Source organism: Acinetobacter proteolyticus (assembly GCF_000367945.1).
Classification (GTDB): domain Bacteria; phylum Pseudomonadota; class Gammaproteobacteria; order Pseudomonadales; family Moraxellaceae; genus Acinetobacter; species Acinetobacter proteolyticus.
This window is the reverse complement of the sequence record NZ_KB849179.1, coordinates 1,441,318-1,467,686: the sequence shown is the minus strand read 5'-3', so window position 1 is coordinate 1,467,686 and position 26,369 is coordinate 1,441,318. Positions and strand designations below refer to the sequence as shown.

General features: G+C 44.7%; 23 protein-coding genes. 18 read left to right on the top strand and 5 right to left on the bottom strand.

Annotated features, from left to right (window positions below; all coding sequences use genetic code 11):
- Nucleotides 1–39: 39 nt before the first annotated feature.
- Nucleotides 40–873, bottom strand: a complete 834-nt coding sequence (locus tag F993_RS09905; RefSeq protein WP_004654312.1) for a DMT family transporter — start codon at nt 871–873, stop codon at nt 40–42.
- A 75-nt stretch (nt 874–948) separates the two neighbouring features.
- On the bottom strand, nt 949–1,929 hold the full coding sequence (locus F993_RS09910; protein ID WP_004654310.1) for a LysR family transcriptional regulator: 981 nt from the start codon (nt 1,927–1,929) through the stop codon (nt 949–951).
- A gap of 100 nt (nt 1,930–2,029) precedes the next feature.
- Between F993_RS09910 and F993_RS09915 the strand changes: the two genes are divergently transcribed.
- From F993_RS09915 to cntB, 6 genes are all read left to right on the top strand, one after another.
- Complete coding sequence (locus F993_RS09915) at nt 2,030–3,142, top strand: tartrate dehydrogenase (RefSeq protein WP_004654307.1); 1,113 nt, start codon at nt 2,030–2,032, stop codon at nt 3,140–3,142.
- A gap of 39 nt (nt 3,143–3,181) precedes the next feature.
- Nucleotides 3,182–4,837 carry a BCCT family transporter gene (locus F993_RS09920; RefSeq protein WP_171066045.1) on the top strand — a complete coding sequence of 552 codons (1,656 nt, stop codon included), beginning with the start codon at nt 3,182–3,184 and terminating at the stop codon, nt 4,835–4,837.
- Nucleotides 4,834–5,787, top strand: coding sequence for an alpha/beta hydrolase (locus F993_RS09925; RefSeq protein WP_004654303.1), 954 nt, complete (start codon nt 4,834–4,836; stop codon nt 5,785–5,787). Before F993_RS09920 ends, F993_RS09925 begins: the two co-directional genes overlap by 4 nt.
- 64 nt (nt 5,788–5,851) lie before the next feature.
- Nucleotides 5,852–6,967 (top strand): carnitine monooxygenase subunit alpha, encoded by a 1,116-nt coding sequence (cntA, locus tag F993_RS09930; protein ID WP_004654302.1) that lies wholly within the window; start codon nt 5,852–5,854, stop codon nt 6,965–6,967.
- A 75-nt stretch (nt 6,968–7,042) separates the two neighbouring features.
- The gene (locus tag F993_RS09935; protein WP_004654300.1) at nt 7,043–8,494 is read left to right on the top strand and encodes an NAD-dependent succinate-semialdehyde dehydrogenase; all 1,452 of its coding nucleotides are present in this window, start codon (nt 7,043–7,045) and stop codon (nt 8,492–8,494) included.
- Nucleotides 8,495–8,598: 104 nt separating this feature from the next.
- The gene (cntB, locus tag F993_RS09940; RefSeq protein WP_004654298.1) at nt 8,599–9,555 is read left to right on the top strand and encodes a carnitine monooxygenase, reductase subunit CntB; all 957 of its coding nucleotides are present in this window, start codon (nt 8,599–8,601) and stop codon (nt 9,553–9,555) included.
- Nucleotides 9,556–9,632: 77 nt separating this feature from the next.
- On the opposite strand, the gene F993_RS09945 is transcribed toward cntB, so the two are convergent.
- From F993_RS09945 to pcaU, 3 genes are all read right to left on the bottom strand, one after another.
- A complete protein-coding gene (locus F993_RS09945) occupies nt 9,633–11,234 on the bottom strand; it encodes a bifunctional aspartate transaminase/aspartate 4-decarboxylase (RefSeq protein ID WP_004654295.1) in 1,602 nt (533 codons plus the stop codon).
- Between the two features lie 54 nt (nt 11,235–11,288).
- Nucleotides 11,289–12,974: an aspartate-alanine antiporter gene (gene aspT / locus F993_RS09950; RefSeq protein ID WP_004654293.1), complete on the bottom strand. Its 1,686-nt coding sequence runs from the start codon at nt 12,972–12,974 to the stop codon at nt 11,289–11,291.
- 579 nt (nt 12,975–13,553) lie between these two features.
- The gene (gene pcaU, locus F993_RS09955) at nt 13,554–14,378 is read right to left on the bottom strand and encodes an IclR family transcriptional regulator PcaU (protein WP_004654292.1); all 825 of its coding nucleotides are present in this window, start codon (nt 14,376–14,378) and stop codon (nt 13,554–13,556) included.
- A 251-nt stretch (nt 14,379–14,629) separates the two neighbouring features.
- Here pcaU and F993_RS09960 point away from each other — a divergent pair, with 251 nt between their 5' ends.
- From F993_RS09960 to F993_RS10015, 12 genes are all read left to right on the top strand, one after another.
- The gene (locus F993_RS09960) at nt 14,630–15,319 is read left to right on the top strand and encodes a 3-oxoacid CoA-transferase subunit A (RefSeq protein WP_004654290.1); all 690 of its coding nucleotides are present in this window, start codon (nt 14,630–14,632) and stop codon (nt 15,317–15,319) included.
- Complete coding sequence (locus F993_RS09965) at nt 15,316–15,969, top strand: 3-oxoacid CoA-transferase subunit B (RefSeq protein WP_004654288.1); 654 nt, start codon at nt 15,316–15,318, stop codon at nt 15,967–15,969. Before F993_RS09960 ends, F993_RS09965 begins: the two co-directional genes overlap by 4 nt.
- Nucleotides 15,970–16,055: 86 nt before the next feature.
- Entirely contained in the window at nt 16,056–17,264 is a 1,209-nt protein-coding gene (gene pcaF / locus F993_RS09970) for a 3-oxoadipyl-CoA thiolase (protein WP_004654286.1), read from the top strand.
- A gap of 8 nt (nt 17,265–17,272) precedes the next feature.
- Complete coding sequence (locus F993_RS09975) at nt 17,273–18,622, top strand: 3-carboxy-cis,cis-muconate cycloisomerase (RefSeq protein ID WP_004654284.1); 1,350 nt, start codon at nt 17,273–17,275, stop codon at nt 18,620–18,622.
- 4 nt (nt 18,623–18,626) lie between these two features.
- Complete coding sequence (gene pcaD, locus F993_RS09980) at nt 18,627–19,412, top strand: 3-oxoadipate enol-lactonase (RefSeq protein WP_004654282.1); 786 nt, start codon at nt 18,627–18,629, stop codon at nt 19,410–19,412.
- 43 nt (nt 19,413–19,455) lie between these two features.
- Nucleotides 19,456–20,811, top strand: coding sequence for a 4-hydroxybenzoate transporter PcaK (locus tag F993_RS09985; protein WP_004654280.1), 1,356 nt, complete (start codon nt 19,456–19,458; stop codon nt 20,809–20,811).
- A gap of 15 nt (nt 20,812–20,826) precedes the next feature.
- The gene (pcaC, locus tag F993_RS09990) at nt 20,827–21,240 is read left to right on the top strand and encodes a 4-carboxymuconolactone decarboxylase (protein WP_004654278.1); all 414 of its coding nucleotides are present in this window, start codon (nt 20,827–20,829) and stop codon (nt 21,238–21,240) included.
- 10 nt (nt 21,241–21,250) lie between these two features.
- Nucleotides 21,251–21,976: a protocatechuate 3,4-dioxygenase subunit beta gene (gene pcaH, locus F993_RS09995; protein WP_004654275.1), complete on the top strand. Its 726-nt coding sequence runs from the start codon at nt 21,251–21,253 to the stop codon at nt 21,974–21,976.
- A 12-nt stretch (nt 21,977–21,988) separates the two neighbouring features.
- The gene (pcaG, locus tag F993_RS10000; protein ID WP_004654273.1) at nt 21,989–22,618 is read left to right on the top strand and encodes a protocatechuate 3,4-dioxygenase subunit alpha; all 630 of its coding nucleotides are present in this window, start codon (nt 21,989–21,991) and stop codon (nt 22,616–22,618) included.
- 168 nt (nt 22,619–22,786) lie between these two features.
- Nucleotides 22,787–23,626 carry a type I 3-dehydroquinate dehydratase gene (aroD, locus tag F993_RS10005; protein WP_004654272.1) on the top strand — a complete coding sequence of 280 codons (840 nt, stop codon included), beginning with the start codon at nt 22,787–22,789 and terminating at the stop codon, nt 23,624–23,626.
- 20 nt (nt 23,627–23,646) lie between these two features.
- Complete coding sequence (locus F993_RS10010; RefSeq protein WP_004654269.1) at nt 23,647–25,107, top strand: right-handed parallel beta-helix repeat-containing protein; 1,461 nt, start codon at nt 23,647–23,649, stop codon at nt 25,105–25,107.
- Nucleotides 25,108–25,125: 18 nt separating this feature from the next.
- Nucleotides 25,126–26,355: a carbohydrate porin gene (locus F993_RS10015; RefSeq protein WP_004654267.1), complete on the top strand. Its 1,230-nt coding sequence runs from the start codon at nt 25,126–25,128 to the stop codon at nt 26,353–26,355.
- The last annotated feature ends 14 nt before the right edge of the window (nt 26,356–26,369 follow it).

The following is a 26,369-nucleotide window of genomic DNA, read 5'->3' as shown; positions in this document are numbered from 1 at the left end:
AAATGGGCCAGTCTGTTTACGATAGACTGGCTTTTTTGTTTAGGCGGTTCTTAAGATCAGTGCCCCGATTAAAATGATGCATGAGGAGATAATCCGTACTGCATTGATGCGTTCTTTTAGAATAAAGATCGAGATCAGCGTAGCAAATAAAATCGAGGTTTCTCGTAGTGCGGCAACAATCGCAACGGGTGCAAGCGTCATTGCCCACAGTGCCAAACCATAAGAGAAAAATGAGCCGATTCCACCAATTAAACCTAAATGCCAATTATGGCGAAAATACGTACCCATCTGACGATATTGCATTTTCAGGGCAAAGATAAAAAAGATCAGTCCTGAGAGCACGAAACTCCATAGGATATAGGCAATGGCTGATCCTGCAAGGCGAACGCCATGACCATCCAGTAAGGTATAACCCGCAATCAGCACAGCATTGAGCAAGGCCAGACCAATGCCTTTGCGTCCCGTTTTGGGCGCAGCCAGAATCATCGATAAAATGCCGATGGAAATGGTGATGATGCCTAGCCATGCATTGAATTGAAGTTGTTCATGTAATAACAAAGTGCCTAACACGGCCACAATCAGTGGTGCTGTACCACGCATTAAGGGATAAGTCAGGCCCATATCGGCAACACGATAGATTTTAGCCACCATACCAAAATACAGAATTTGTATTGCTGTTGAGGCCAAAATATAAGGCCAGCTCTCGCGTTGCGGTATCGGGAAAAAGGGCAGCAGTAGTGCGGCTAAAACTGCTGCGGATGCAGTGACCAATACGGTGGTTAAAAACTTATTTGTACCCGCTTTTACAATGGCATTCCATGTGGCATGACATGTCGCTGCAAGTAAAATAAGGCCAAATATTGCCGTGCTCATAAGCTGCCTGTTAATTCATGATCTTGCTAATGTGCATGATATGGTTGAAAAAAGAAAGCAGGCAGCTTAGCGCGATTATAGAAATACTTTCTCCGTATTTGGATTGATCGGTTCAATCGGCTGGATCAGCTGACCACGGCTTAGGTTCTGGATATGCTGTAAACGGTTGATCAGTTCATTTTGAATAAACAGGATACAGGTCTGTAATTTAGATGAGCTTTTTAAACGTGAAGGATAGACCGCCCAAACATCGGCATCTTGCCAGTATTCAGGCAAAATATGCTGTAATTGACCACTGATCAATTCATCCGCCACATCCCAAATCGAACGTAAGATAATGCCATGTCCCTCAATCGCCAACTGGTGAATAATCTCGCCATTATTGGAGATAAAACGTGGTGTGACATGTACCGATCGATCTTCTGAAGGATGACGTAATTTCCACAATACTGAAGATTGATCTCGTTCACTAATGGTGAGGCAATCATGGTTACGTAAATCTTCCAGACATTCAGGCATGCCTTGTTGCAACAAATAGCTGGGCGCAGCACAGAAAATTCGGAAATTCGATACCAGTTTTTTGGCAATCATATTCGGGGCAATTTCATTGCCAATGCGAATATCCAGATCAATGCTGTGTTGAATCAGGTCTTTGGTATTGTCGATGGTATCAAACTGAATTTCCAGTTTTGGGTACATGGTCATCAATTTAGACAGAATTGGCGCAACATGTTTACGGCCAAAACCAAAGCTGCTGACAATGTCGAGATGACCTGTGGGCGTGCTTAAGGGGTTATTCACCAACTCGCTGATTTCATCAAATTCATCCAGAATATTGGAGACCCGATCCAGAATCAGTTTGCCATCTTCGGTCAAACTGACATGACGGGTACTGCGATGGAACAGTTTACAGTTCAGATTGGTTTCTAAAATATTGATGCGTTTACTGATAAATGCAGGTGAAGCACCCAGCTCCTCAGCTGAATCGACAAAACTCTTGCGTTTGGCGACTGTGCAAAAAACCTTTAAATCCGATAGGTTAGGTAGATTATTCACGATCCGTGTCCATTGGGGTGATAGTTTTCTTATTGATCATTGCTGCTGAAAACAGCATGTTTACAGCTAAGGATATTAACCAAAGGTGTAAGGGAGCGTTATGGCAAAAAAGTATAAAGTTGCCACGATTGCGGGTGATGGGATTGGTTTAGAAGTTCTACCAGAAGGCATCAAGGTTGTAAAGGCAGCAGCAGACAAATATGGCATTCAAGTTCAAATGGATAGCTTCGATTGGGCCAGCTGCGATTATTACCTTGAACACGGCAAAATGATGCCGGATAACTGGTTTGAAGTCTTACAGCAATATGATGCAATTTTCTTTGGTGCGGTGGGTTGGCCTGAAAAGGTGCCAGATCACATTTCACTGTGGGGATCATTGCTGCAGTTCCGCCGTCGTTTTGATCAGTATGTGAACTTACGCCCTGTTCGGTTAATGCCTGGGGTGAAATGTCCACTGGCTGGCAAACAACCGGGCGATATCGATTTTTATGTGGTGCGTGAAAACAGTGAGGGTGAATATTCAGCGATTGGTGGTAAAGCTTTTGAAGGGACTGATCGTGAGTTCGTCTTGCAGGAAGCGGTGTTTACCCGTCATGGTGTCGATCGCATCTTAAAATATGCCTTTGAATTTGCGGACCAGCGTGAGGCTAAAAAAATCACAGCTGCGACTAAATCCAATGGCATTGCCGTCAGCATGCCGTACTGGGATGAACGTGTCGATGAAATGGCAAAACACTACCCACAGATCAAGGCAGATAAACAGCATGTCGATATTTTAGCGGCACGTTTTGTTCTACAGCCTGAGCGTTTTGATGTGGTGGTGGCATCGAATTTATTTGGTGACATTTTGTCGGATTTAGGACCTGCATGCACGGGCACCATTGGTTTGGCGGCTTCGGCCAACCTTAACCCTGAACGTAAATTCCCATCATTGTTTGAACCTGTGCATGGTTCAGCGCCAGATATTTACGGTCAGCAAATTGCCAACCCCATTGCAGCGATCTGGTCGGGTGCCATGATGCTGGATTTCTTGGCAGATGGAGATGAGCAGGTGATTCAGGCAGGACAGGAAATCATGCAGGCGATTGAGCATGTTTTGGTGCATGGCCCGAAAACACCTGATGTCGGTGGAACTGCCAAGACCTATGAAGTGGGTGATGCGATTGCATCCTGTGTGACTCAGCAAAAAATGGATTTATTCGCGATGGAGTAAGTACCCCTGAGGGAATAGTCACTATCCGAGATGGATTGAATAGATATGGATAATCAAATTATAAAACCTTATACAGATAAGACGCTTGCGATCACCAGTCTTGCCGTTGTATTTACATCGGTGGCTGGTTTGGCAATCTACTCATCTGAATCAATACAACTGGCTGCAAAATGGATGCAATGGACCACGTCAGTGTTTACCACGCCAGTCCTGTTATTTGCTTTTTTATCAATTATTTTTACCTTCGGTTTGGCCTTTAGTAAATACGGCAAAATCAAGCTCGGTGAAGGTAAGCCCCAATATAGCACCATGTCATGGATTTTCATGTTTATTTTGTCGGGGATTGGGTCTTCGACCTTGTACTGGGGCTTTCTAGACTGGGCCTATTATTATCAAACGCCGGGTTTGAATTTAGCCCCTGAATCGGCAGAAGCGCTGAAATACAGCGTGGCCTATTCCTTCTTTCACTCTGGTTTGAGTGCATGGTCGATCTATGCTTTGGCATCGATTTCACTGTGCTATAGCTACCATGTCAGGAAGAATAAAGGCTTAAGTTTGGCGTCAATGGTGGAAGCGGTCACTGGCTTTAAAGCGACTGGTCCAGTTGGTCGCGTGGTCGACTTGATGTTCTTGCTGTGTATGTTTGGTGCCTTGACCATTTCACTGGTACTGACCGCGGTGACCTTTACCAATATTCTGTCGCAACTCACGGGTATTCCAAATACCTTTATGACCAAAGTCATCATCATCTTGGCGGTGTCGGTGTTATTCGCCCTCAGCTCCTATGTCGGTATGGATAAAGGCATGCAGCGTTTGAGTCATATGGTGTGTTTGGGCGTGGTGCTGTTTGCGATCTATGTGCTGTGCTTTGGACCAACCCAATTCATTATGAATAATTCATTGATGAGTTTTGGTCTGATGGCGACTAACTTTGTCGATATGAGCTTATTTACCGACCCGATGGGCGATGGAAAGTTCACCCGTGAATGGACCGTATTCTATTGGTTATGGTGGATTTCTTATGCACCGGGCGTGGCGTTGTTTGTGACCCGTGTATCCAAAGGACGCACCATTAAAGAAGTGATTCTTGCCATGGTCATCGGCGGTAGCGTTGGTTTATGGTTCATCTTTGGGGTGTTTGAAAATTACAGCGTTCACAGCTTCATTCAAGGCATGGTCAATGTTCCACAAATCTTGAGCCAACAGGGCGGTGAAGTGGCTATTGGTCAACTGCTCGGTTTATTGCCAGCAGGCAAGCTGATGATGTGGTTGTTCCTTGGCATTATGGTGATTTTCCTTGCAGCACATATGGATGCAGTGGGCTATGCAGTTTCTGCAACTTGTACCCGTGGTTTAGGTGAAGGGCAAGATCCATCTCCAAATGCGCGTTTGTTCTGGTGTCTGATGTTAACACTGGTGCCAATTGCGATGATTTTCTCTAAGGCGCCATTAGACACCATGAAAACCGCCACCATTGTGACTGCCTTACCGTTTATTGTGATTATTCTGGTACAGACATATGGTTTGGTGAAATGGTTGATTGAGGATTATTCCAAAGTGCCATCGCATTTGATTGAACAGCGCAGCTTTAGTGACTTGGAAGCGCTTGAGCATACTGACCCAAATCAACAGATGCAGATTGATATTGCGGCAACAGCACTGGCACATAAAAGCAGTCAAAAGGAATTGTCATGACACAGCAACCGAACATGCGCTATGAATTAAGTGAAGAAATGCAAAGTCTGGTGTACTGGAGCAGCATTTATTCAGCAGCGGATAACGATATTGATTCAATTCGTGCAGCCTATGATGCGATGTGCTTGAACTACACCTTGCCACGAGATGGAACGGTCAATATTGAAGATAAAACCGTTGCGCATGCCACTCATCCCGTCAATGTTCGGTTGTATTCACCATTAGGCCAAGCACCCGCGGAGGGTTGGCCTTGCGTGTTGTTTATCCATGGTGGTGGCTGGATGCTGGGCAATCTGGATTCACATGAATTTATCACCCGCTATTTATGCCGTGATCTGAATGTTGCAGTGTTGAGCGTAGATTACCGTTTGATACCAGAACATCATTTTCCCGCCGCTTATGAGGATTGTGAAACGGTCTATCACTGGCTGCGTACGCATGGCGCAGACTGGAACATCAATCCAGCGCAGTTGGTATTAGCAGGTGATAGCGCAGGCGGCAACTTAGCCGCGGCACTGGCGGTTCAGCTACAGCATACAGGCAATCAGGCTTGTGGTTTGGCTTTGATCTACCCATGTTTGGGCAGTAGTTTTGATACCGCGTCTTGCCAGCAGCATGCACATGCACCGTTACTGACGCTCGAGGAAATGCATTATTACCTGAAGGAATATGCGCCGAATGAAAGTGATTGGAAAGATACACGTTTAGCGCCATTAAACGCACAGGATTTTTCTGACATGCCACGCAGTTTTGTTGCGGTGGCTGAATACGATCCACTGAGTGACGACGGACGTATTTTCGTGAACAAGTTAAAACAAGCCAATATTGCTGCCGAGTTTTATCTCGGCAAAGGATTACTGCATGGCAGTTTACGTTTAGTACGGGACTGTCCTGTGGTGCAGGATTTATATCAGCACATGCTGAGTTCGTTAAAGCAAATGTTCAAGTGATTTGAACATCAGCCAATTTTGATAAAACGGTCGTTAGGACAAAAGAGTTTAATGGAGTAAAACCATGAATGCAGTTGAAAAATTACCAGAAGATTTCTGTTCAAACCCAGATGTGGCATGGACATTTCCAAAAGTGTTCTATACCTCATCTCAGGTGTTTGAGCGTGAAAAAGAAGAAATTTTTGCGAAAAGCTGGATTTGCGTGGCACATGGCAGTGAAGTTGCCCAAGCCAATGACTATATTACCCGTAAGGTGATTGGTGAAAACATCATCGTGATTCGTGGCAAAGACAGCGTATTACGTGCGTTCTATAATGTCTGCCCACATCGTGGTCATGAGCTGCTAAGCGGTAGCGGTAAAGCCAAAAACGTGATTACCTGTCCGTATCATGCATGGACATTCAAGCTGGATGGTAGTTTGGCGCTGGCGCGTAATTGTGATCATGTTGAGTCTTTTGACAAGCAAAACTCCAGCATGGTGCCATTAAAAGTGGAAGAATATGGCGGTTTTGTCTTTATCAATATGGATGAAAATGCGACCTGTGTTGAAGATCAGTTGCCTGAATTTGCACAAAAACTGAATGAAGCTTGTGCGGTCATTAAGGATTTGAAACTGGTGGCACGGTTCGTAACGGAAACACCTGCCAACTGGAAAGTGATCGTGGATAACTATTTAGAATGTTATCACTGTGGTCCAGCGCATCCGGGTTTTGCTGACTCGGTACAGGTGGATAAATACTGGCACACCACCCATCAAAACTGGACGCTGCAATATGGTTATGCTCGTTCTTCAGAAAAATCATTCAAGCTTGACCCATCGGTGAAGGATCCAACTTTTAGTGGTTTCTGGACTTGGCCTTGTACCATGTTTAACGTACCACCAGGTGCAAACTTCATGACCGTGATCTATGAGTTCCCGATGGATGCGGAAACTACTTTGCAGCACTATGACATTTTCTTCACCAATGAAGAACTGACCCAAGACCAGAAAGACCTGATTGAATGGTATCGCAATGTCTTCCGCCCAGAAGACCTCGAACTGGTTGAAAGCGTGCAACGTGGTTTAAAATCACGGGGTTATCGTGGTCAAGGTCGTATCATGACCGACAAGCAACGTTCAGGAATCAGTGAACACGGTATTGCTTATTTCCAAAATCTTGTTGCGCAATACCACAAATAATTTTGTCTCAGGCATCAGATAATTTAAGGTGCGGTGATCAGGCCGTACCTTGCTTTCAATCGATAGGAACATGACATGTCAAGTTTGCAAGCAAGTCCGTTATTTCAACAACGCGGATTGATCAATGGTCAATGGGTGAGTGCACAATCCGATGCCACCATTGCTGTGACCAACCCTGCGACAGGTGAAGAAATTGGCGTCATTCCAAATATGGGCGCAGCAGAAGCTACTGAAGCGGTTGAAGTGGCGTATCAAGCTTTAGCTGCATGGAAAGGTTTGACTGCACAAAAACGTGCAGACCTGTTATTGGCTTGGTATCAACTGGTTTTGGCGCATGCCGATGATTTAGCACGAATGATGACCATTGAACAGGGCAAGCCCGTAGCCGAGGCTTTGGGTGAAGTGAAATATGCGGCCTCATTTATCCAATGGTTTGCCGAAGAAGGCAAGCGTGTTTATGGCGACGTGATTCCAACCACCAATAGCCAGCAGCGTTTTATTATCACCAAAGAACCTGTCGGCGTGGTTGCCGCGATTACGCCGTGGAATTTCCCGATTGCCATGATTACCCGTAAAGCGGCACCTGCTTTGGCAGCAGGCTGTACCATCGTAATCAAGCCTGCCAATGAAACCCCGTATTGTGCACTTGCGCTTGCCAAACTGGCAGAAATGGCGGGCATCCCAGCGGGTGTCATTAATGTGGTGACGGGCAAATCGCAAGAGATTGGTTCAGTCTTTAGTAGTCATGAAAAAGTCAAAAAACTGACCTTTACCGGTTCTACACCAGTCGGTCGTTTATTGATGCAGCAATGTTCAGGCACCATTAAAAAGTTGGCTCTAGAACTCGGTGGTAATGCACCACTGATCGTGTTTGATGATGCAGATTTAAATAAAGCGGTACAAGGCGCAATCTTTGCCAAGTTCCGTAATGCAGGTCAAACCTGTGTTTGTGCCAATCGAATTTACGTTCACGACAAGATTTATCAGACATTTACCGAGAAGTTTGTGCAAGAGGTACAGAAATTCAAAATCGGCAATGGTTTGGAATCGAATGTGCAGATTGGGCCGTTAATCAATGACAAAGCGGTGTTGAAAGCAAAACAGTTGATTGATGATGCCTGTGGTAAAGGTGCACAAGTGGCTTGTGGCGGTCAACAGCATTCATTGGGTCAGACATTCTTTGAACCGACGGTGTTAACCGATGTTTCGCGTGATATGGACATTGTTCAGGAAGAGATTTTTGGACCTGTGGCACCATTAATTCGCTTTACGGATGAAGCCGATGTGGTCGCGCAAGCCAACGATACTATTTTTGGTTTAGCGGCTTATGTCTATAGCGAAAATATTTCACGGATTTGGCGTGTCGCTGAACAGTTGGAATATGGCATGGTCGGGATGAACTCAACCGCCATTTCCAATGAAGTGGTGCCATTTGGTGGTGTGAAACAATCAGGTGTTGGTCGTGAAGGTTCTAAATATGGTTTGGAAGAATTCATGACCATTAAGTATATGTGCTTAGGGTTATAGCAATACTGCCTGTGAGGACTCTCTTCATCGAGGGTCAACAGGCAATATACGCTTAAAATTAGAAAATGCTGAGATGAGCAGCATGTGGTAAAGAGGATTTAGACATGGCTAGTCATTATGAAATGTTTGCTTCAGTGGTCACACGTGTAGAGCAACTGACTCCACTGATCAAACGATTTACATTTAAACGTCAGGACGGACAAAATTTCCCTCAATTCAATGGTGGCAGTCATATCATTGTGAAAATGAATGACCAGCTATCCAATGCCTATTCACTGATGAGCTGTGCTCAAGATCTATCGACTTACCAAGTCTGTGTCCGTAAAGATATTGAAGGTAAAGGTGGTTCAGTTTTTATGCATGATCAGTGCAATGAAGGCTGTGAGATTCTGATTTCTGAACCGAAAAATTTGTTTCCATTGGCGGCAGATGGTGAGAAACATATTCTGATTGCTGGTGGGATTGGGATTACGCCGTTTGTACCGCAAATGGATGAGTTGGCTGCACGTGGTGCCGACTATGAGTTGCATTATGCCTATCGTTCGCCAGAGCATGCTGCACTGCTGGAAGAGCTCAAACAGAAACATGGTGAACATATATTTAGCTATATCGATTCGGATGGAAAATGTCTGGATCTAGACAAGTTGATTGGCATTCAACCCAAAGGTACGCATGTCTATGTATGTGGCCCGAAACCGATGATTGATGCGGTGATCGATCGTTGTAATTATCACCGTTATCGTGATGAATATATTCACTGGGAACAGTTTGCTTCAACTGTGCCTGAAGAGGGTGAAGCATTTACAGTCGTGTTGGCCAAATCCAATCAGCAAGTCGAAGTTCAAGGCAATCAAACCATTTTACAAGCAATTGAATTGCTCAATATTGATGTGGAGTGTTTATGCCGTGAAGGAGTGTGTGGCACGTGTGAAACCACGATTCTAGAAGGTGAGGCAGAGCATTTTGACCAATATCTGAGTGATGATGAAAAAGCCTCACAGCAGTCGATGATGATCTGTGTGTCGCGTGCCAAAGGCAAGAAACTGGTACTTGATCTTTAATTTAAAATTTTGATTCTGAAAGTATAAAAAAAGCAGCTTAAGCTGCTTTTTTTATTTACTGAAAATTCGATTCAGATTTATTTTTTTCCTTTCTTGGTTTTTAAGTACTCTTGATAAGATTCTTCGGCAAAACGTCTTAAGGAATCCCCAATTGCAGCATATTGGTATTCATTCAGGTTGGCCAATGAAGCACGGGCAGAAGGGTGCTGTACCCCAAAGCCTGAACCTGGTAACAGTACCACACCTGTTTCATCAGCAACGCGGAATAATAATTCGGTTGGGTTCTTATTCTTCATTACCCAATCTGCAAACTCATCACCATAAAGGGTTCGAGAGGTGTTTTCCAAGTTGACCAAGGTATAGTAATCGACTGTATTTGGATCGACAGGCACTTCAACCCCCAATTGTCGATATAGGGCGGCATCACGTTCACGTACCACGGATTTAACCGCCTTCTTATAGTTCTGTTGCGAATCCATCATATTGAACAGAGCAAACAGTACCATTTGCACTTGTTGTGGTGTAGACAGACCCGCCGTGTGATTTAGTGCCACATTGCGACTATCCGCGACCAGACGATCAATAAATTTGATCTTGGCAGGATCGGTGGTTAAAGAAGAATATCTTTCCTCCAATTCTTTTTTGTCTTTTTTCGACAGCGCAGCCAGTTTTTGATCCAGAATATTATTATTTGAGAGGGCGATTACCCCGAGTCTCCAACCAGTTGCCCCAAAATATTTAGAGAATGAATACACCAAGATGGTATTGTCTGGACAGATTGCAAACAGTGATTTGAAATTGTCTGCAAATGTACCATACACATCATCGGTTAAAATAATCAGGTCAGGTCGTTTTTTCACGATATCCGCCAAGATCGCCAAACCTTCATCGCTGAGTTTTACAGAAGGTGGATTACTTGGATTTACAAGGAAGAACGCTTTAATCGATGGGTCTTCCAATTTCCGCAATTCAGATTCAGGGTATTGCCATCCGAGTTTTGGATCGGCCTCGATCAACACTTCTTCAAGTTGATAATCATTCAGTTTTGGAATTTCCAAATACGGAGTGAAAATGGGTGCACCAATCGCGATACGGTCTCCATTGGCGATAATTTTATTCTCTTTTAAGGAGTTAAAAATATAGGCCATTGCTGCGGTTCCACCTTCGACCGCAAACAAGTCTAAGCCTTCTTTCGGCATGCCTTGGACGCCCATTTCACGTAGGATATATTCTTTGATAATCGATTCGCTGATGCGTAGCATGCGGTCTGGAACAGGGTAGTTACAGCCTAAGATTCCCTCGACCATTTCCAGTAAAAAAGCATCGGGATCTAAACCGAGCTGATCTCGGACATAGGAAATGGCTTTGCCTAAAAATACCACGCCGGGTTTATCCCGATTGTGCATAATGAAGTTATCGAAGCGAGATTGCAGACCAACTGGGCGAGGGAAGCCGCCTAAGCCTTCTGGCATATAAGAGAACGAAAACTCTGATTCGGTGGTTGAAAATAGCCCCAATTGGAAGAAGGCTCGACGTGGAATGGTGGCTAAGAAGTTTGGATTTCCGCGCCCTGCATTTAGCATCATTCTGTCTGTTTTGCTTTGGGCAAGTTCGATTAAATTATCTTTGAGTTCGAATGGACTGAGTTTTGAGTATTTTGAATAATCAACGTTCCCCATGGGAAGTCTCCTTAATTATAGTGGAAGTAATAAGTGATTGAATACAAATTATCTTTAGGCAAGGCCGACGATGAGGGGGCCAAGCAGAGTTAAGAATACGTTTGCCAATGCATAAGTAATGGCGAATGGAACTGTAGGAATAGAGTTTCCTGCTTTATCTAAAATTGCACCAAAGGCAGGGTTGGCACTACGGGAGCCAGACAAGGCGCCTGCCATAACTGCAACGTTGTCATAACGCAGCACATAACGTGCAAAAAGCATAGAAAGAATCAGCGGAACTAAGGTGACCACCACACCAATCATAAATAGAGACAGACCGCTGTCTTTAATAGTTTGAATCGCCTGTAGCCCAGATTGCAAACCAACCGCAGCAACGAATCCTGCAAGCCCCAAATCTTTCAGTAGCTGTGATGCAGCTAAAGGCATGTTGCCATGGACTTGATTACGGCTGCGTAACCAGCCAAACAGAAGACCTGACAGTAACGCACCACCACCTGCACCGAGTGTTAGAGGGACATCACCGATACGGACTACAAACAGACCAATTAGTAAGCCGACCACCAGCCCTGCGCCGTGGAAGATCCAGTCGGTTTTTAAGCTTTCTGGCAGTGCTGTACCTGCTTCTTTAACCAAACGATCCAGATCACTTTTAGTCCCATAAACGGTAATGACGTCACCTTGTTGTAGAACGGTATCATCACTCAAGGTTTGGGTTTCATCTTTACGTTTAATTGCCAACACATAAATGCCATGTTTTAAATAAGCAGGGGTATTGGCTTTGATGTCACCGAGACTACGATTGATATATTTGGAATTTCTTAGGATCACATCCGTGGTATCCATAATCATTTCCATACCTTGTGAAGACTGTAGCTCAGTACCTATTTGGTCTGAAATAGCAACAACATTGGCACGACGCCCGACCAGTAAGATCACATCATCGGTTTGTAAAGTCAGTTCTGGTGCCACATCAATCAATTGATCTTTACGCTTTAAGCGCTCGATGGTGATGCTGCTTTGTTTGGCTTCAAGTTCAGCCACGGTTTGTCCACTGGCTTGTTTGACTTTATAAATACGCCCAACGATTTCTGGCATTGCTAGTTCTTGACCAGGGGCTAATTCAAAAGCACCCTTGAGACGTTCAGACTGCGCTTTTAAAGCATCATCGTGAATTTCTTTGCCCATAAATTTAGGCAGAATATTCACACAGACAATGATGGCACCCAATGAACCAAAAATATAAGTCACGGCATAGCCGATGGCGACATTAGCCTGTAGTTTTTGAATTTCAGCCAGAGGCAGGTCGAGTCGGGAAATTGCATCACCCGCCGTCCCAATAATCGCGGATTGGGTCATTCCGCCAGCAGCGAGTCCTGCAGCTAAACCCTTGTCTAAATGGAATAACTTAGCCATGACCAAGACTGTGATTAAACCACTAACCGCCATAAACACAGCTAAGAGAATTTCTTTTATCGATTGTGGGCCGAGAGATTTAAAAAACTGGGGACCACTCTCAAAGCCAACTGCATAAATGAACAATGCAAACAGAATGGCTTTGACCCCATTGTCGACGGGCACACCGATGAGACTGAGTACGACTGCAACAAGCAGAGAACCCGCCACACCGCCAAACTGAAATTTTCCGAATTGAAACTGACCAATCCAGAAACCGATTGCCAAGGATAAGAACAATAAGATTTCTGGGCTATGTTTTAATTCGCCTTGTAACCATTCAATCATTTTTCGATCTCACTTTTATTATTCGATCTATCTTTAGGTTTGAAATTTATTTATTTTTCATGTGTTTTTTAAAATACTATGCTTCTGTAATGAATACAAATGAACTGGACTTTAAGAATTTGTTTTTTATAAAATATTTATATATCAATAGGTTGTTTTTTTATGAGTTCATATCAGCTAAGGGGAAACTTAAAAATAAAAGTGTTTGTTACACAATGTTGTTTTTTTATACAAAAAATAACACTTTAGACCAAGATTTATATTTTGTGAGCCAGTGGTCATAATGGATATAAAAGTGCAAAACCTATATTGTATTCCAACAATTTTTTATGGATTAGGCCGTTAATTTTAAACTACTACAAGTTTAGTTTTGAATTGAATGATTTGATTAAATAATATTTTTATTTTATGTCCGCTTACTGAAAAATAGAAATTTCCCTTAGCAAGTAAAAAATATAATGAATGTTCACTAAATTAATGTTCATTTAAGCAAAGGAGATTAATTTAAACATACGGACATAAGCCGTAGCAGCAATACACCTTTCGCCACATTTCCAGATGTGGCTTTTTTTTGTCTGATTAAATCACTTGACGTAAGTCACGAGCCGTTTCTTGTAGTAAAGGCAAAATATGCGCAATTAAATAATCCTTGGTGGTGCGCATGGTCGGAGACACAATATTTAAGGCAGCAACGACGCTTGCATTGGAGTCATAAATAGGCACAGCCACTGCATGGACACCCAGTTCGTGTTCTTCACAGGAATAGCACCAGTCTTGTTCTTTGATTTCATGCAGTAATTCTAAAAATAAATCAGTTTCGGTATGAGTATATTTGGTTAGACGTTTTAAGGGATATTTTTCTAACCATCGTTTTTGCTCTTCAGGTGTTAAATGTGCCAGTAAAATTTTGCCAGCAGAGGTGGCATGGGCAGGGAGCCGATTACCTAAATGTAAGCCGTAAGGATTGACCCGATCGGTTTGTTGGTGAGCTGCACTACGGGCAATGGTAATTGCTTCATAACCATCTAAAACCATCACCGAATAAATCAATGAGGTTTGATTGGTTAAAAGATTTAATAAGGGCTGACATATTTTAGGAAGTGTAGAACCATCCAGATAAGCCCCTGAAAATTTAAGAATCTTGGGCGATAAATAATAATAATGCCCATCAAAGTCCAAATAGCCTAAGTATTCTAAAGTAAGTAAATGACGTCGAGCAGCCGCGCGGGTCATGCCTGTTTTTTCAGCAGCAGTACTCATATTTAAGCGATGCCGTTCTGGGCCAAAGCATTCCAATATTGCCAAGCCTTTTGCAATTCCTGCAATAAAGTCTTCATGCCGAATGATTTTTTTATTTTCAGTATGATGGATCAAACGTGGATTTTTTTCCTGATCATTTTCCATAATTTAGACATCCTTGCTAAAACGGTTCTTGTATAAAAACATTCTACGGGAAAGATGACTATTTTACTTGGATAATGTTCGATGATCGAACGTAAAAAATAATCATCGAACAAAATGCAATTCAAAGTCTAGAAGTGAGCATAGAATTTATCAAGAATGAAGAGAAGAAATCCGAACAAAGCACTCGACTTAATTTCATCACGGTTTTCAGGATGAAAATACGAGTGATGCATCGTACAGGAAGTAGGCAGATGATTGATAAAAGTACGCTCACATTGACTGAGGCACTGTCACAGATCAAGGATGGCGCAACCATCATGATTGGTGGCTTTGGCACCGCAGGACAACCCGCTGAACTGATTGATGGATTGATCGAACTTGGCATCAAGGAACTGGTCATCGTCAATAACAATGCCGGCAATGGCGATTATGGCTTGGCCAAACTGCTTAAAACAGGTGCGGTACGTAAAATCATCTGTTCCTTCCCTCGTCAGTCTGATTCATGGGTGTTCGATGAACTGTATCGTGCGGGCAAGATTGAACTGGAATTGGTGCCACAAGGCAATCTGGCGTGCCGTATTCAAGCTGCGGGGATGGGCCTCGGTGCAGTCTTCACCCCAACAGGTTTCGGTACACTCTTGGCTGAAGGTAAAGAAACCCGTCATATCGAGGGTAAAGACTATGTACTTGAGTATCCGATTAAAGCTGACTTTGCCTTAATCAAAGCTCATCAAGGCGACCGTTGGGGCAATCTGGTCTATAACAAATCTGCACGTAACTTCGGGCCGATCATGGCGATGGCGGCGGATATTACCATTGCGCAAGTGTCTGAACTGGCTGAACTCGGTCAACTTGATCCTGAACATATCATTACCCCCGGGATTTTTGTACAGCATGTGGTCGCTGCCGATGCAGCCAATGGCATAGGAGCAGAACAATGAGCTATCAAAAACTAAGCCGTGACCAGATCGCTGAACGTGTCGCACAAGATATTCCAGATGGTGCTTATGTCAATCTCGGCATTGGCCTGCCTACCAAGATTTCCAATTATCTTCCAGCCGATAAAGATGTGTTCCTGCATTCGGAAAATGGCCTACTCGCATTCGGTCCACCGCCTGCCAAAGGTGAAGAAGATCCTGAGTTGATCAATGCAGGTAAAGAATATGTCACCATGCTGACAGGTGGCAGCTTTTTCCATCATGGTGATTCTTTTGCCATGATGCGTGGTGGACATCTGGATATTGCGGTACTCGGTGCATTTCAGGTGGCGGCCAATGGTGATCTCGCCAACTGGCATACCGGTGCAGCAGATGCCATTCCTGCAGTAGGTGGTGCCATGGATTTGGCTGTCGGCGCCAAGAGAGTATTTATCACCACCGATCACAACACCAAGCAAGGTGAACCGAAGATTGTCGAAGAACTCACTTATCCGGCAACGGGATTGAAATGTGTCGATCGTATTTATACCGACCTGTGTGTGATTGATGTGACTCAAGACGGGCTAAAAGTGATTGAGAAAGTGGATGGTCTGAGCTTTGAGGAGTTGCAGGCGTTGACGGGTGCTCAGTTGATTGATGCGACGCAAGGATAATAAATCCCTCCCAACCTCCCTTTAAAAAAGGGAGGAGTTCCCCTCTTTACAAAGAGGGGTTAGGGGAGATTTTTTAAGGAAAACACATGAAAAACGCTTATATCATCGATGCCATCCGTACCCCATTTGGTCGTTATGCAGGCGGTCTTGCTCCTGTACGTGCCGACGATCTTGGGGCAGTTCCAATTCAGGCCCTGATGCAACGTAACCCAACTGTGGATTGGCAACAGGTGGATGATGTCATCTATGGTTGTGCCAACCAAGCAGGTGAAGATAACCGTAATGTGGGGCGTATGTCAGCACTATTGGCAGGCGTACCGTATCAGGTGCCTGCTACTACAGTGAACCGTTTGTGTGGTTCATCACTGGATGCCATTGCCATGGCTGCCCGTGCGATTAAAGCCAATGAAGCCGACCTTATTATTGCTGGTGGCGTAGAAAGCATGAGCCGTGCGCCCTATGTGATGGGTAAATCCGACAGCGCCTTTGGCCGTAGCCAAAAGATTGAAGACACCACCATGGGCTGGCGTTTCATCAATCCAAAGCTCAAAGAAATGTATGGCGTGGACAGCATGCCACAAACCGCAGAAAACGTGGCGGAACAGTTCAATATTAACCGTGCCGATCAGGACCAGTTTGCACTTAACAGCCAACAACGTACTGCAACCGCACAAGCGAATGGCTTCTTTGCCAATGAAATCGTGCCCGTTAGCATTCCACAGCGTAAAGGTGATGCACTTGTGGTGGATCGTGATGAGCATCCACGTGCATCAACCACTTTGGAAGTCTTAACCAAACTCAAAGGTGTGGTCAAAGCCGAAGGCACAGTGACAGCAGGTAACGCTTCTGGAATTAATGACGGCGCAGCTGCGGTGTTGATTGCGTCGGACGAAGCCGTGGAAAAATACCAACTCAAGCCACGCGCCAAAATCATTGCAGCCACCACAGTTGGGGTTGAACCACGGATTATGGGCTTTGCACCTGCGCCTGCAATCAAGAAACTGCTGAAACAGGCCAATCTCACGCTAGAACAAATGGATGTGATTGAATTGAATGAAGCTTTTGCAGCACAGGCTTTGGCTGTGACCCGTGATTTAGGCTTGGCAGATGATGATGCACGGGTTAATCCGAATGGCGGTGCAATTGCCTTGGGTCATCCCTTAGGTGCCTCTGGTGCGCGTCTGGTGACTACGGCCTTAAACCAGCTTGAACAGATCAAGGGGCAGTATGCCTTGTGTTCGATGTGTATTGGTGTCGGTCAAGGGATTGCCTTGATTATTCAATGTGTTGAGTGAGGTCTGTTATGAGCCAGTTATACGCCAGCTTATTTTATCAACCTGATGTCACAGCCATTTTTAGTGATCGCGCTTTATTGGGATATATGGTGCAGGCCGAAGTGGCTTTAGCTAAAGCTCAGGCACAGGTCAATGTGATTCCTGCTTCGGCGGCAACGATGATTGAACAGGTTGGTCAAAATGCTGTAGCGCACATCGATATGGAGGCGTTGGCTACAGCAGCAGGGCTGGCAGGTAATGTTGCGATTCCATTGGTTAAGCAATTCACTGCCTTGGTAAAACAGCAGAATGAAGATGCTTCACGTTATGTGCACTGGGGTGCGACTAGTCAGGATATCATTGATACAGCAACGATTTTACAGTGCCGTGATGCCTTGGCATTGATCGAAAAGCAACTGGAACGGACCTATCAAATTTGTTTAAAGCAAGCGCAGCAATATCGCGATCAGGTCATGATTGGGCGTACCTGGTTACAGCAAGCTTTACCGATTACTTTAGGTCATAAATTTGCCCGTTGGGCAGCTGCCTTGAAACGTGATCTTGATCGTCTACAAACCATGAAAAGTCGCGTATTGACTGCACAACTCGGTGGTGCGGTAGGTTCACTGGCATCTTTACAGGATCAAGGCACAGCTGTGGTTGCAGCTTTTGCAGCACAACTCAATTTAACAGCGCCTGAATGTACGTGGCATGGTGAGCGCGACCGTATGGTCGAGCTTGTCAGCACGCTTGCCTTGATTGTAGGGAATGTTGGCAAGATGGCAAAAGACTGGTCATTGCTGATGCAAACTGAAATCGCAGAAGTTTTTGAACCGACAGCAAAAGGGCGTGGTGGATCATCGACCATGCCGCATAAGCGTAATCCGGTGGCAGCAGCTTCAATTCTTGCCGCAGCCAATCGTGTACCCGCTTTAATGGCAAGTGTTTATCAAAGCATGGTGCAAGAGCATGAACGGGCTTTAGGTGCATGGCATGCGGAATGGCTCGCAATCCCAGAAATTTTCCAGTTATGTGCGGGTGCTTTAGAACGTAGCTGCGATGTGCTTGAACATATGCAAGTCAATGCAGAGGCGATGCAACGCAATCTTGAATGTACACAAGGTTTGATCATGGCTGAAGCGGTGATGATGGCGTTGGCACCAAAGCTTGGGCGTATGAATGCGCATCATCTGGTTGAGCAGGCCTGTCAGCAGGCGGTTGCCCAACAGCAGCATTTAAAAACCGTGTTATTCAACATGGAGCAAGTGAATGTCCATTTCAATGATCAGGCATTAGATGATCTGTTCAATCCTGCATCTTACCTAGGCAATATTCAGGCACAAATCGATGCAGTTCTACATGCACAACAAGGAGAGTAAGCACATGATCACGTATATCAATAATCGTCAGGGACAGCCGCTGGCTGTTCAGTTTCAAGGGCGCAAAGATGCACCTGTGATCATGTTCTCTAACTCTTTGGGAACCGATCATGGGATGTGGCAGGCGCAAGAGGCAGCTTTGACTGAGCATTATCAGGTCATCACCTATGATACACGTGGACATGGTACCAGTAGCGTGATTGCCGATACGACCTTGCAAAATTTGGCTGAAGATGTCGTGGATATCCTTGATGCTTTAGCGATTGAAAAAACCCATTTCTGCGGTATTTCAATGGGCGGGATTACCGCATTGGCTTTAGCTATCTATCATGCCGAACGTTGTCACAGCATTACTGTTGCAAATTCCGCAGCAAAAATTGGCATTGCTGAAGCTTGGAATACTCGTGCGGAGAGTGTTGAACGAAACGGTTTAGCTGACATTGTAAAGACCACGCATACACGTTGGTTTAGTGAACATTTTGATTATGCGCATGATGTGCTGGCACAAAAGACCATTCAAAGTCTTGCAGTGACACCTGCACAAGGTTATGCCAATGCGTGTCGTGCTTTAGCTGATGCTGATGTTCGGGCGCAACTTGGTCAGATTCAAATTCCCACTTTAATTATCGCAGGGCAATACGATCCTGTCACAACGGTTCAAGATGCAGAGTTTATGCATCATCACATTACAAACAGTCAGCTTGAAATTTTGCTGGCTTCACATTTATCGAATATTGAGCAACCACAAGTATTTACTCAGGAACTGACAAAGTTTATCCAAAGAATATAAACACTTAGGTTTGTTAAAAGGATTTCGCCTCAAGGAGACTACTATGGCGTTTCAGGATTACGCTGCAAAAAATAACAGCATGGATGCACAGGAATTAATTGATAATGCACCGATTAGCAAGTATCAATGGATGATTGCAATCATCTGTTTTTTAATTGTTTTTTTTGATGGTGTGGATACTGCTGCAATGGGTTTTATTGCACCAGCCCTCACACAGGACTGGGGCATTGACCGCTCTCAGTTAGGACCGGTGATGAGTGCCGCTTTGGGCGGTATGATTATTGGGGCTTTAGTCTCGGGACCAACTGCTGACCGTTTTGGCCGTAAGATCGTTTTAACCGTGGCCATGCTGATTTTTGGTGGTTTTACCTTTGCTTCTGCCTATGCATCAGGTCTGGACCAATTGGTGGTATTACGCTTTTTAACAGGTATTGGTTTGGGTGCAGCCATGCCGAATGCAACAACCTTGTTCTCGGAATATTGCCCGAAACGCGTACGCTCTATTTTAGTGGTGTGTATGTTCTGTGGTTTTAATCTGGGGATGGCGATTGGTGGCTTTATTAGTAGTTGGCTTATTCCTGCTTTTGGTTGGCACAGCTTATTCCTGTTTGGCGGAATTATTCCTTTGATATTGATGCTTCTGGTGATTGTGTTCTTGCCGGAGTCTTATCGCTTCCTGATTGTAAAAAATAAGAGCCCTGAAAAAGTACGTAAAATTTTAAACCATATTGCGCCTTCACAAGTCCAAGGTATTACCCAGTTTCATATTCCTGAAGAAGAATCCAATGTTGCACCAAAGGGCAACGTATTCAAGATGTTGTTTTCCCGGAAATATGCCAAAGGTACGGTTTTATTGTGGCTCACCTATTTTATGGGGCTGGTCATTATTTATCTATTGACCAGTTGGTTACCGACCTTGATGCGTGAAACCGGTGCGAGCATGGAACGTGCAGCATTTATCGGCGGATTGTTCCAGTTTGGCGGTGTACTCAGTGCATTGGTGATTGGCTGGGCAATGGATAAATTCAATCCAAACCGAGTATTGGCAGTGTTCTATGTCGTTGCAGGTGTTTTCGCTGTAGCCGTTGGTCAAAGCCTGAATAGCCCGACCTTATTGGCTATTCTGGTGCTTTGTGCCGGTGTTGCGATCAATGGTGCCCAGTCTTCTATGCCTGCATTAAGTGCTCGTTTCTACCCAACTCAATGTCGTGCAACAGGGATTGCATGGATGATGGGAATTGGACGTTTTGGTGCGGTATTTGGTGCATGGATCGGGGCGATCCTGCTTGGAAATAACTGGTCATTTACCGCCATTCTGAGCCTGCTAATGATTCCCGCAGCAGCAGCAGCAGTCGCCATTTTTGTTAAATCTATCGTTGCCCATACCGATGCAACCTAATCGAGGAAAAAGTCAATGAATGATGAGCAGCGTTATCAACAAGGACTGAAAGTCCGTACCGAAGTACTGGGCGAAAAACATGTCGGACGTTCTTTAGAGAACCTGAATGATTTCAATCAGGACTTCCAGAACTTTATTAGTCGCTTCGCCTGGGGGGAAGTGTGGTCACGTGAAGGTTTACCACGCCATACCCGCAGTCTGGTCACGATTGCCATCTTATTGGCTTTAGGGCGAGAAGACGAACTGAAAATGCATTTACGTGCCTGCTTCAATAACGGTGTGACTAAAGATGAATTAAAGGAATTGATTTTACATAGTTCTTTATATGCTGGTTTGCCAGCAGCAAATGCGGCGATGCATATGGCCGAAGAAGTCTTTAAAGAACTTGGCATTGACGTGCAACCCGTTGCGGCACAACCACAGGATTAAGGAGACAGGTATGTTAAAGCATACATTAGGTGCATACCCACAACGAAACACCGATGATCATCCGCCAGCATATACACCCGGCTATAAGACCAGTGTATTACGCTCGCCAAAGAATGCATTGATTTCAATTAATGAAACCTTGACTGAAGTGACATCACCGCATTTTTCACCGAGTATTTTTGGCCCTAAAGATAATGATCTGATTCTGAACTATGCCAAAGAAGGATTGCCGATTGGTGAACGTATCATTGTGCATGGTTATGTACGTGATCAGTTTGGTCGGCCTGTGAAAAATGCCTTGTTGGAAGTATGGCAAGCCAATGCATCGGGTCGGTATCGTCATCCCAATGACAAGTTTATTGGTGCGATGGACCCTAACTTTGGTGGCTGTGGCCGGACCTTAACCGACGAAAATGGTTTCTATATTTTCCGTACCATCAAGCCGGGACCATATCCATGGCGTAACCGGATTAATGAATGGCGTCCAGCACATATCCATTTTTCCCTGATCGCTGATGGTTGGGCACAGCGTCTGATTTCGCAGTTTTATTTTGAAGGCGATACGCTGATTGACACCTGTCCGATTTTAAAAACCATTCCATCTGAAGATCAGCGTCGTGCCTTGATCGCGCTGGAAGATAAAAACAATTTCATTGAAGCAGATAGCCGTTGTTACCGCTTTGATATTCATCTGCGTGGTCGTCGTGCGACTTATTTTGAAAATGATTTGACATAAGGGAGACATACGATGAATGCATGGAATTTTCAGAAATTGAAAGAGACCCCATCACAAACCGGCGGTCCTTATGTGCATATCGGTTTATTACCACAACAGGCCAATATTGAAGTATTTGAGCATAACTTCGATAACCAGTTAGTCAATGAGCAGACGCAAGGGCAACGGATTCGTCTGGAAGGTCAGGTGTTTGATGGACTCGGTCTGCCATTAAGAGATGTGTTACTGGAAATTTGGCAGGCAGATGCCAATGGTGTTTATCCAAGTCAGGCGGATACCCAAGGCAAAACTGCCGACCCACATTTTCAGGGATGGGGACGCACAGGTGCTAATTTTGAAACTGGCTTCTGGAGTTTTCATACGGTAAAACCGGGCGCTGTTGCTGGTCGCAAAGGCTCAATTCAAGCACCGCATATTGCAGTCGCCGTTTTTGCACGCGGCATTAATATCGGTTTGCACACCCGTATCTATTTTGATGATGAGGTGGATGCCAATGCCAATGATCCCGTGTTAAACAGCATTGAGTGGGCAGTACGTCGCCAGACTTTAATCGCCAAACGCAGTGACGTGGATGGTGAAGTGGTCTATCGCTTTGATATTCGTATTCAGGGTGATGATGAAACCGTATTCTTTGATATTTAGAGATTTCTTTAAATGTCTTCGTTTCTGGGATGGGCTGATCATGGAATTACTTAATTCCTGAAATTGAAAATACTCCTCACTTTTGATTTGTGAGGAGCAATCAGAAAATGAAATGAGAACTCGGCAAGACGTCGCAGAGTTGCAAAAAATTTATTAAGGACGATACCGATGAAAATGAAAACACTGGCAGCAGTAATGTTGCTTGTTAGCCCCTTATTGATGGTTCAAACAGCACAAGCGCAAGATCATCAGCAAAAGCAGCTTGAATTATCTGAACTGGCAAAGCTGCCGGTGAAAACTATTGTGCCCATTACTGCCAAAACCAGAGAGCAGGCGATTGCTCAGGCAAAAGTGATTGCAGCCAATGCTGATGCCGATCTTGCGGAGTTTCGGATTGATTTACTCAATTTTGCCGGTGATCGCAAGCAGGTGATTGCCTTAGGCCATGAGCTCAAACAAATATTAGGTAGTAAACCGCTGATCGCCACGATTCGTACCCATAATGAAGGTGGGCAATTAACGATAAGTGATGCAGATTATGGCAAGACCTATCAGGCGTATTTACAGCATCCATTTATGGACATGCTGGATGTGGAAATGTTCCGTGATCAGCAGATTGTGAGCGATACCGTGAAAAGGGCGCATGCGAAAAAAGTACTGATCGTCATGTCCAATCACGATTTCCAGAAAACGCCACCCGAGTCTGAGATTATCAAGCGTTTACTTAAACAGGATGAGCTAGGCGCCGATATTCTGAAAATTGCAGTCATGCCGCAAAACAAACAGGATGTATTTACCCTCATGAATGCAACCTTAAAAGTCAGTCAACAGTCCAAAAAACCATTACTGACCATGTCGATGGGCAAACTGGGCACGATTTCCCGAATCGCCACTGCCAACATGGGCGGTAGCTTTAGCTTTGGCATGATTGGTGAAGCATCGGCACCCGGCCAGATTGATGTGACCCAACTGAAACAGTTTTTAAAAACGGTTCAACCGACACAATAATTTAAAAAGGATTTTTTGATATGAAAACAATTTGCTTACGTTTAAGTACTTTAGCCATCGCTATGGCAGTTTCGGGTTGGGCAGCAGCAGAAACGTATATTGTTGATCGTTATCAGGATGATGCGGATCAAGGTTCTTTACGCTGGGCAATTCAACAAGCCAACAGCAAGCCGACAGAAAGCAGCGAGATTCTGATTCAGGCAGTCGGCAAAGCCCCTTATGCCATTAAGGTGAATAGCCCATTACCTGAGATCAAAGCACCAGTAAAAATTATCGGAACGCAATGGGCAAAAACAGGGGAGTTTATTGCAGTCGATGGATCAAATTATATTAAAGGTACAGGGGTCGAAGCCTGCCCAGGTGCAGTCGAAGGACAATTCGGGACCAATGTTCGGACGACGACTTTGCCGGGCATCGTATTACGCGATATCAATGGGGTCACCATCCAAGGTTTGGAAATTCGTCATTTTTGTATTGGTATCTTGATGAACCGTGCCAGCAATAACCTGATTCAAAATAACCGTATCATGCATAACTATGGTGGCGCAGGTGTGATGTTGACTGGCGACGATGGCAAAGGCAATCCAACAGCGACCACCACCAATAACAATAAAGTGCTGAATAATTATTTTCAGGACAATGGTGATGGTCTTGAACTGACCCGTGGCGCAGCATTCAATTTGGTTGCCAATAACCATTTTATTTCTACAGCAGCCAATCCTGAACCATCACAAGGGATTGAAATTTTGTGGGGCAATGACAATGCAGTCGTCGGCAATAAATTTGAAAACTATTCAGATGGGCTACAAATCAACTGGGGCAAGCGCAACTATATTGCTTATAACGAACTGACCAATAACTCCAACGGTTTTAACTTGACGGGTGATGGCAACATTTTTGACAGCAATAAAGTACACGGCAATCGGGTAGGCATTGCCATTCGTTCTGAAAAAGATGCTAATGCACACATTACCCTGACCAAAAACTTAATCTGGAATAATGGCAAAGACATCAAACGTTGTGAAGCGGGGGGAAGTTGCGTACCGAATCAACGTGTCGGCGCGATTATTTTTGACGTTCCAGGTTTAGAGCATGCACATTTTGTGGGTTCACGTGGTCATGGGGTCAAGATTGATCCTGCCAACTTGCAAAAGACCTGCAACAAACCAGATGAGCAAGGCTGTAATGCACAACCGAATCAGAATATTCAGGCACCAAAATTAAGCTTGTCTAAAGGACAAATTGCAGTCGAAGTCAAAGGTCAGCCGAACCAGCGTTATCAGGTCGAGTTTTTTGGCAACACATCGGCCAATTCAAATGAAGCAGAGCTTTATTTAGGTTCAGCGGTTGCTGCAACCAGTGCACAAGGAATAGCGACGCTGACTTGGAAACCAACAACCCAAGTGGCTTCAGTGACAGCAACAATCACTGACCGTGCAGGTGCAACATCGGAACTCAGTTCAGCTGTAAAACTGAAATAAACGGCAAGGAGGCCGAATATGAAGTCGAATGCATTATTGCTCAAAATGAGCTGTCTAGCAGTTGCGGTATGTGCTGCTCAATCTAGTTTTGCGGATCAGCCATGGTCACAGGATCGTCAATGGCTACTCGGTGACTGGAATGGTCAGCGTCAGCAACTGGAAAAAGAAGGCTATAAATTTAACCTCAATGTCATGAACCAGACAGCAACAGTGCTGGACGGTCTGGATCATCATCCCACCAAAAATGCCAATCAGGTGGCATTGGGCGCAAATTTTGATTTGGCTAAAATTGCAGGATTACCCAACACGACAGCCGCTCTAACCGTGACCAAACGGGATGGACGTAATATTGCCAGCAATATAGGCATGAACGGTAGTCCAACGGAAATCTATGGGCGCGGTAATATCTGGCGCTTGACGCAAGCATGGATTAAAACAGGATTTCTGGACAATACCCTGCAGTTTAAGCTTGGGCGTATGGGAATGTCTGAGGACTTTAATGGCTCACACTGTAATTTCCAGAGCCTGATTTTATGTGGTGGCCAAGTGGGCAAGAGTCAGGGTGATGTCTGGTATAACGGTCCGGTGAGTGGTTGGGCTGCAAATATTAAATACCAGTTTATGCCTGAATGGACGTTTGGTGTGGGCGTTTATGAAAATAATCCCGGAAATACTGAAGTGAAGGACAATGCCAATTTCAACCTGTCTACGGATCGGGCAAAAGGTGTCTTGATTCCAGTCGAATTGGCTTGGAAAACCAAGAAATTAAATGGTTTGGCGGGCGAGTATAAAGTTGGCGGTTTTTGGAGTAGTCATGACTATGATCGAGTTGATGCACAAGCAGGACAAGATCCAAAGTCGGCAATCTGGCTTAATACCCAGCAACAGTTGAGCAGCAATGCCACGGATTCAAAGGGTGGTTTATATGGCGCCGTGAATCTGGTCTGGAACAATGATAAAACCGCCAATATTTCTGATACCCAGCAAATCGCCTTCTGGTACAAGGGAGCCTTGCCATCACGACCAACCGACCAGATCGGTTTTGGGGTGGGCCGTTATAAATTTAATGATCAGGTGCCAGCCAATCGCGATCGTGATGATGAGATGAATGTTGAACTGAACTATGTTTACAACTATTCCCCAGCCGTAATGTTACGTCCCAATATCCAGTATGTTTATCAGCCACGGGGCATTCCATCTCGTGATAATGTCTGGGTAGCTGGTATTTCAGTTGGGCTGAATTTCTAATACAGGAGTATGAC

Coding starts and splice junctions, on each gene's coding strand:
- cntA (WP_004654302.1), top strand. CDS start 5,852: ATGAATGCAGTTGAAAAATTACCAGAAGATTTCTGTTCAAACCCAGAT.
- aspT (WP_004654293.1), bottom strand. CDS start 12,974: ATGATTGAATGGTTACAAGGCGAATTAAAACATAGCCCAGAAATCTTA.
- pcaD (WP_004654282.1), top strand. CDS start 18,627: ATGATCACGTATATCAATAATCGTCAGGGACAGCCGCTGGCTGTTCAG.
- F993_RS09905 (WP_004654312.1), bottom strand. CDS start 873: ATGAGCACGGCAATATTTGGCCTTATTTTACTTGCAGCGACATGTCAT.
- pcaH (WP_004654275.1), top strand. CDS start 21,251: ATGTTAAAGCATACATTAGGTGCATACCCACAACGAAACACCGATGAT.
- pcaC (WP_004654278.1), top strand. CDS start 20,827: ATGAATGATGAGCAGCGTTATCAACAAGGACTGAAAGTCCGTACCGAA.
- F993_RS09935 (WP_004654300.1), top strand. CDS start 7,043: ATGTCAAGTTTGCAAGCAAGTCCGTTATTTCAACAACGCGGATTGATC.
- F993_RS10010 (WP_004654269.1), top strand. CDS start 23,647: ATGAAAACAATTTGCTTACGTTTAAGTACTTTAGCCATCGCTATGGCA.
- aroD (WP_004654272.1), top strand. CDS start 22,787: ATGAAAATGAAAACACTGGCAGCAGTAATGTTGCTTGTTAGCCCCTTA.
- pcaG (WP_004654273.1), top strand. CDS start 21,989: ATGAATGCATGGAATTTTCAGAAATTGAAAGAGACCCCATCACAAACC.
- cntB (WP_004654298.1), top strand. CDS start 8,599: ATGGCTAGTCATTATGAAATGTTTGCTTCAGTGGTCACACGTGTAGAG.
- pcaF (WP_004654286.1), top strand. CDS start 16,056: ATGAAAAACGCTTATATCATCGATGCCATCCGTACCCCATTTGGTCGT.
- F993_RS09915 (WP_004654307.1), top strand. CDS start 2,030: ATGGCAAAAAAGTATAAAGTTGCCACGATTGCGGGTGATGGGATTGGT.
- F993_RS09975 (WP_004654284.1), top strand. CDS start 17,273: ATGAGCCAGTTATACGCCAGCTTATTTTATCAACCTGATGTCACAGCC.
- F993_RS09925 (WP_004654303.1), top strand. CDS start 4,834: ATGACACAGCAACCGAACATGCGCTATGAATTAAGTGAAGAAATGCAA.
- F993_RS09965 (WP_004654288.1), top strand. CDS start 15,316: ATGAGCTATCAAAAACTAAGCCGTGACCAGATCGCTGAACGTGTCGCA.
- F993_RS10015 (WP_004654267.1), top strand. CDS start 25,126: ATGAAGTCGAATGCATTATTGCTCAAAATGAGCTGTCTAGCAGTTGCG.
- F993_RS09945 (WP_004654295.1), bottom strand. CDS start 11,234: ATGGGGAACGTTGATTATTCAAAATACTCAAAACTCAGTCCATTCGAA.
- F993_RS09985 (WP_004654280.1), top strand. CDS start 19,456: ATGGCGTTTCAGGATTACGCTGCAAAAAATAACAGCATGGATGCACAG.
- F993_RS09960 (WP_004654290.1), top strand. CDS start 14,630: ATGATTGATAAAAGTACGCTCACATTGACTGAGGCACTGTCACAGATC.
- pcaU (WP_004654292.1), bottom strand. CDS start 14,378: ATGGAAAATGATCAGGAAAAAAATCCACGTTTGATCCATCATACTGAA.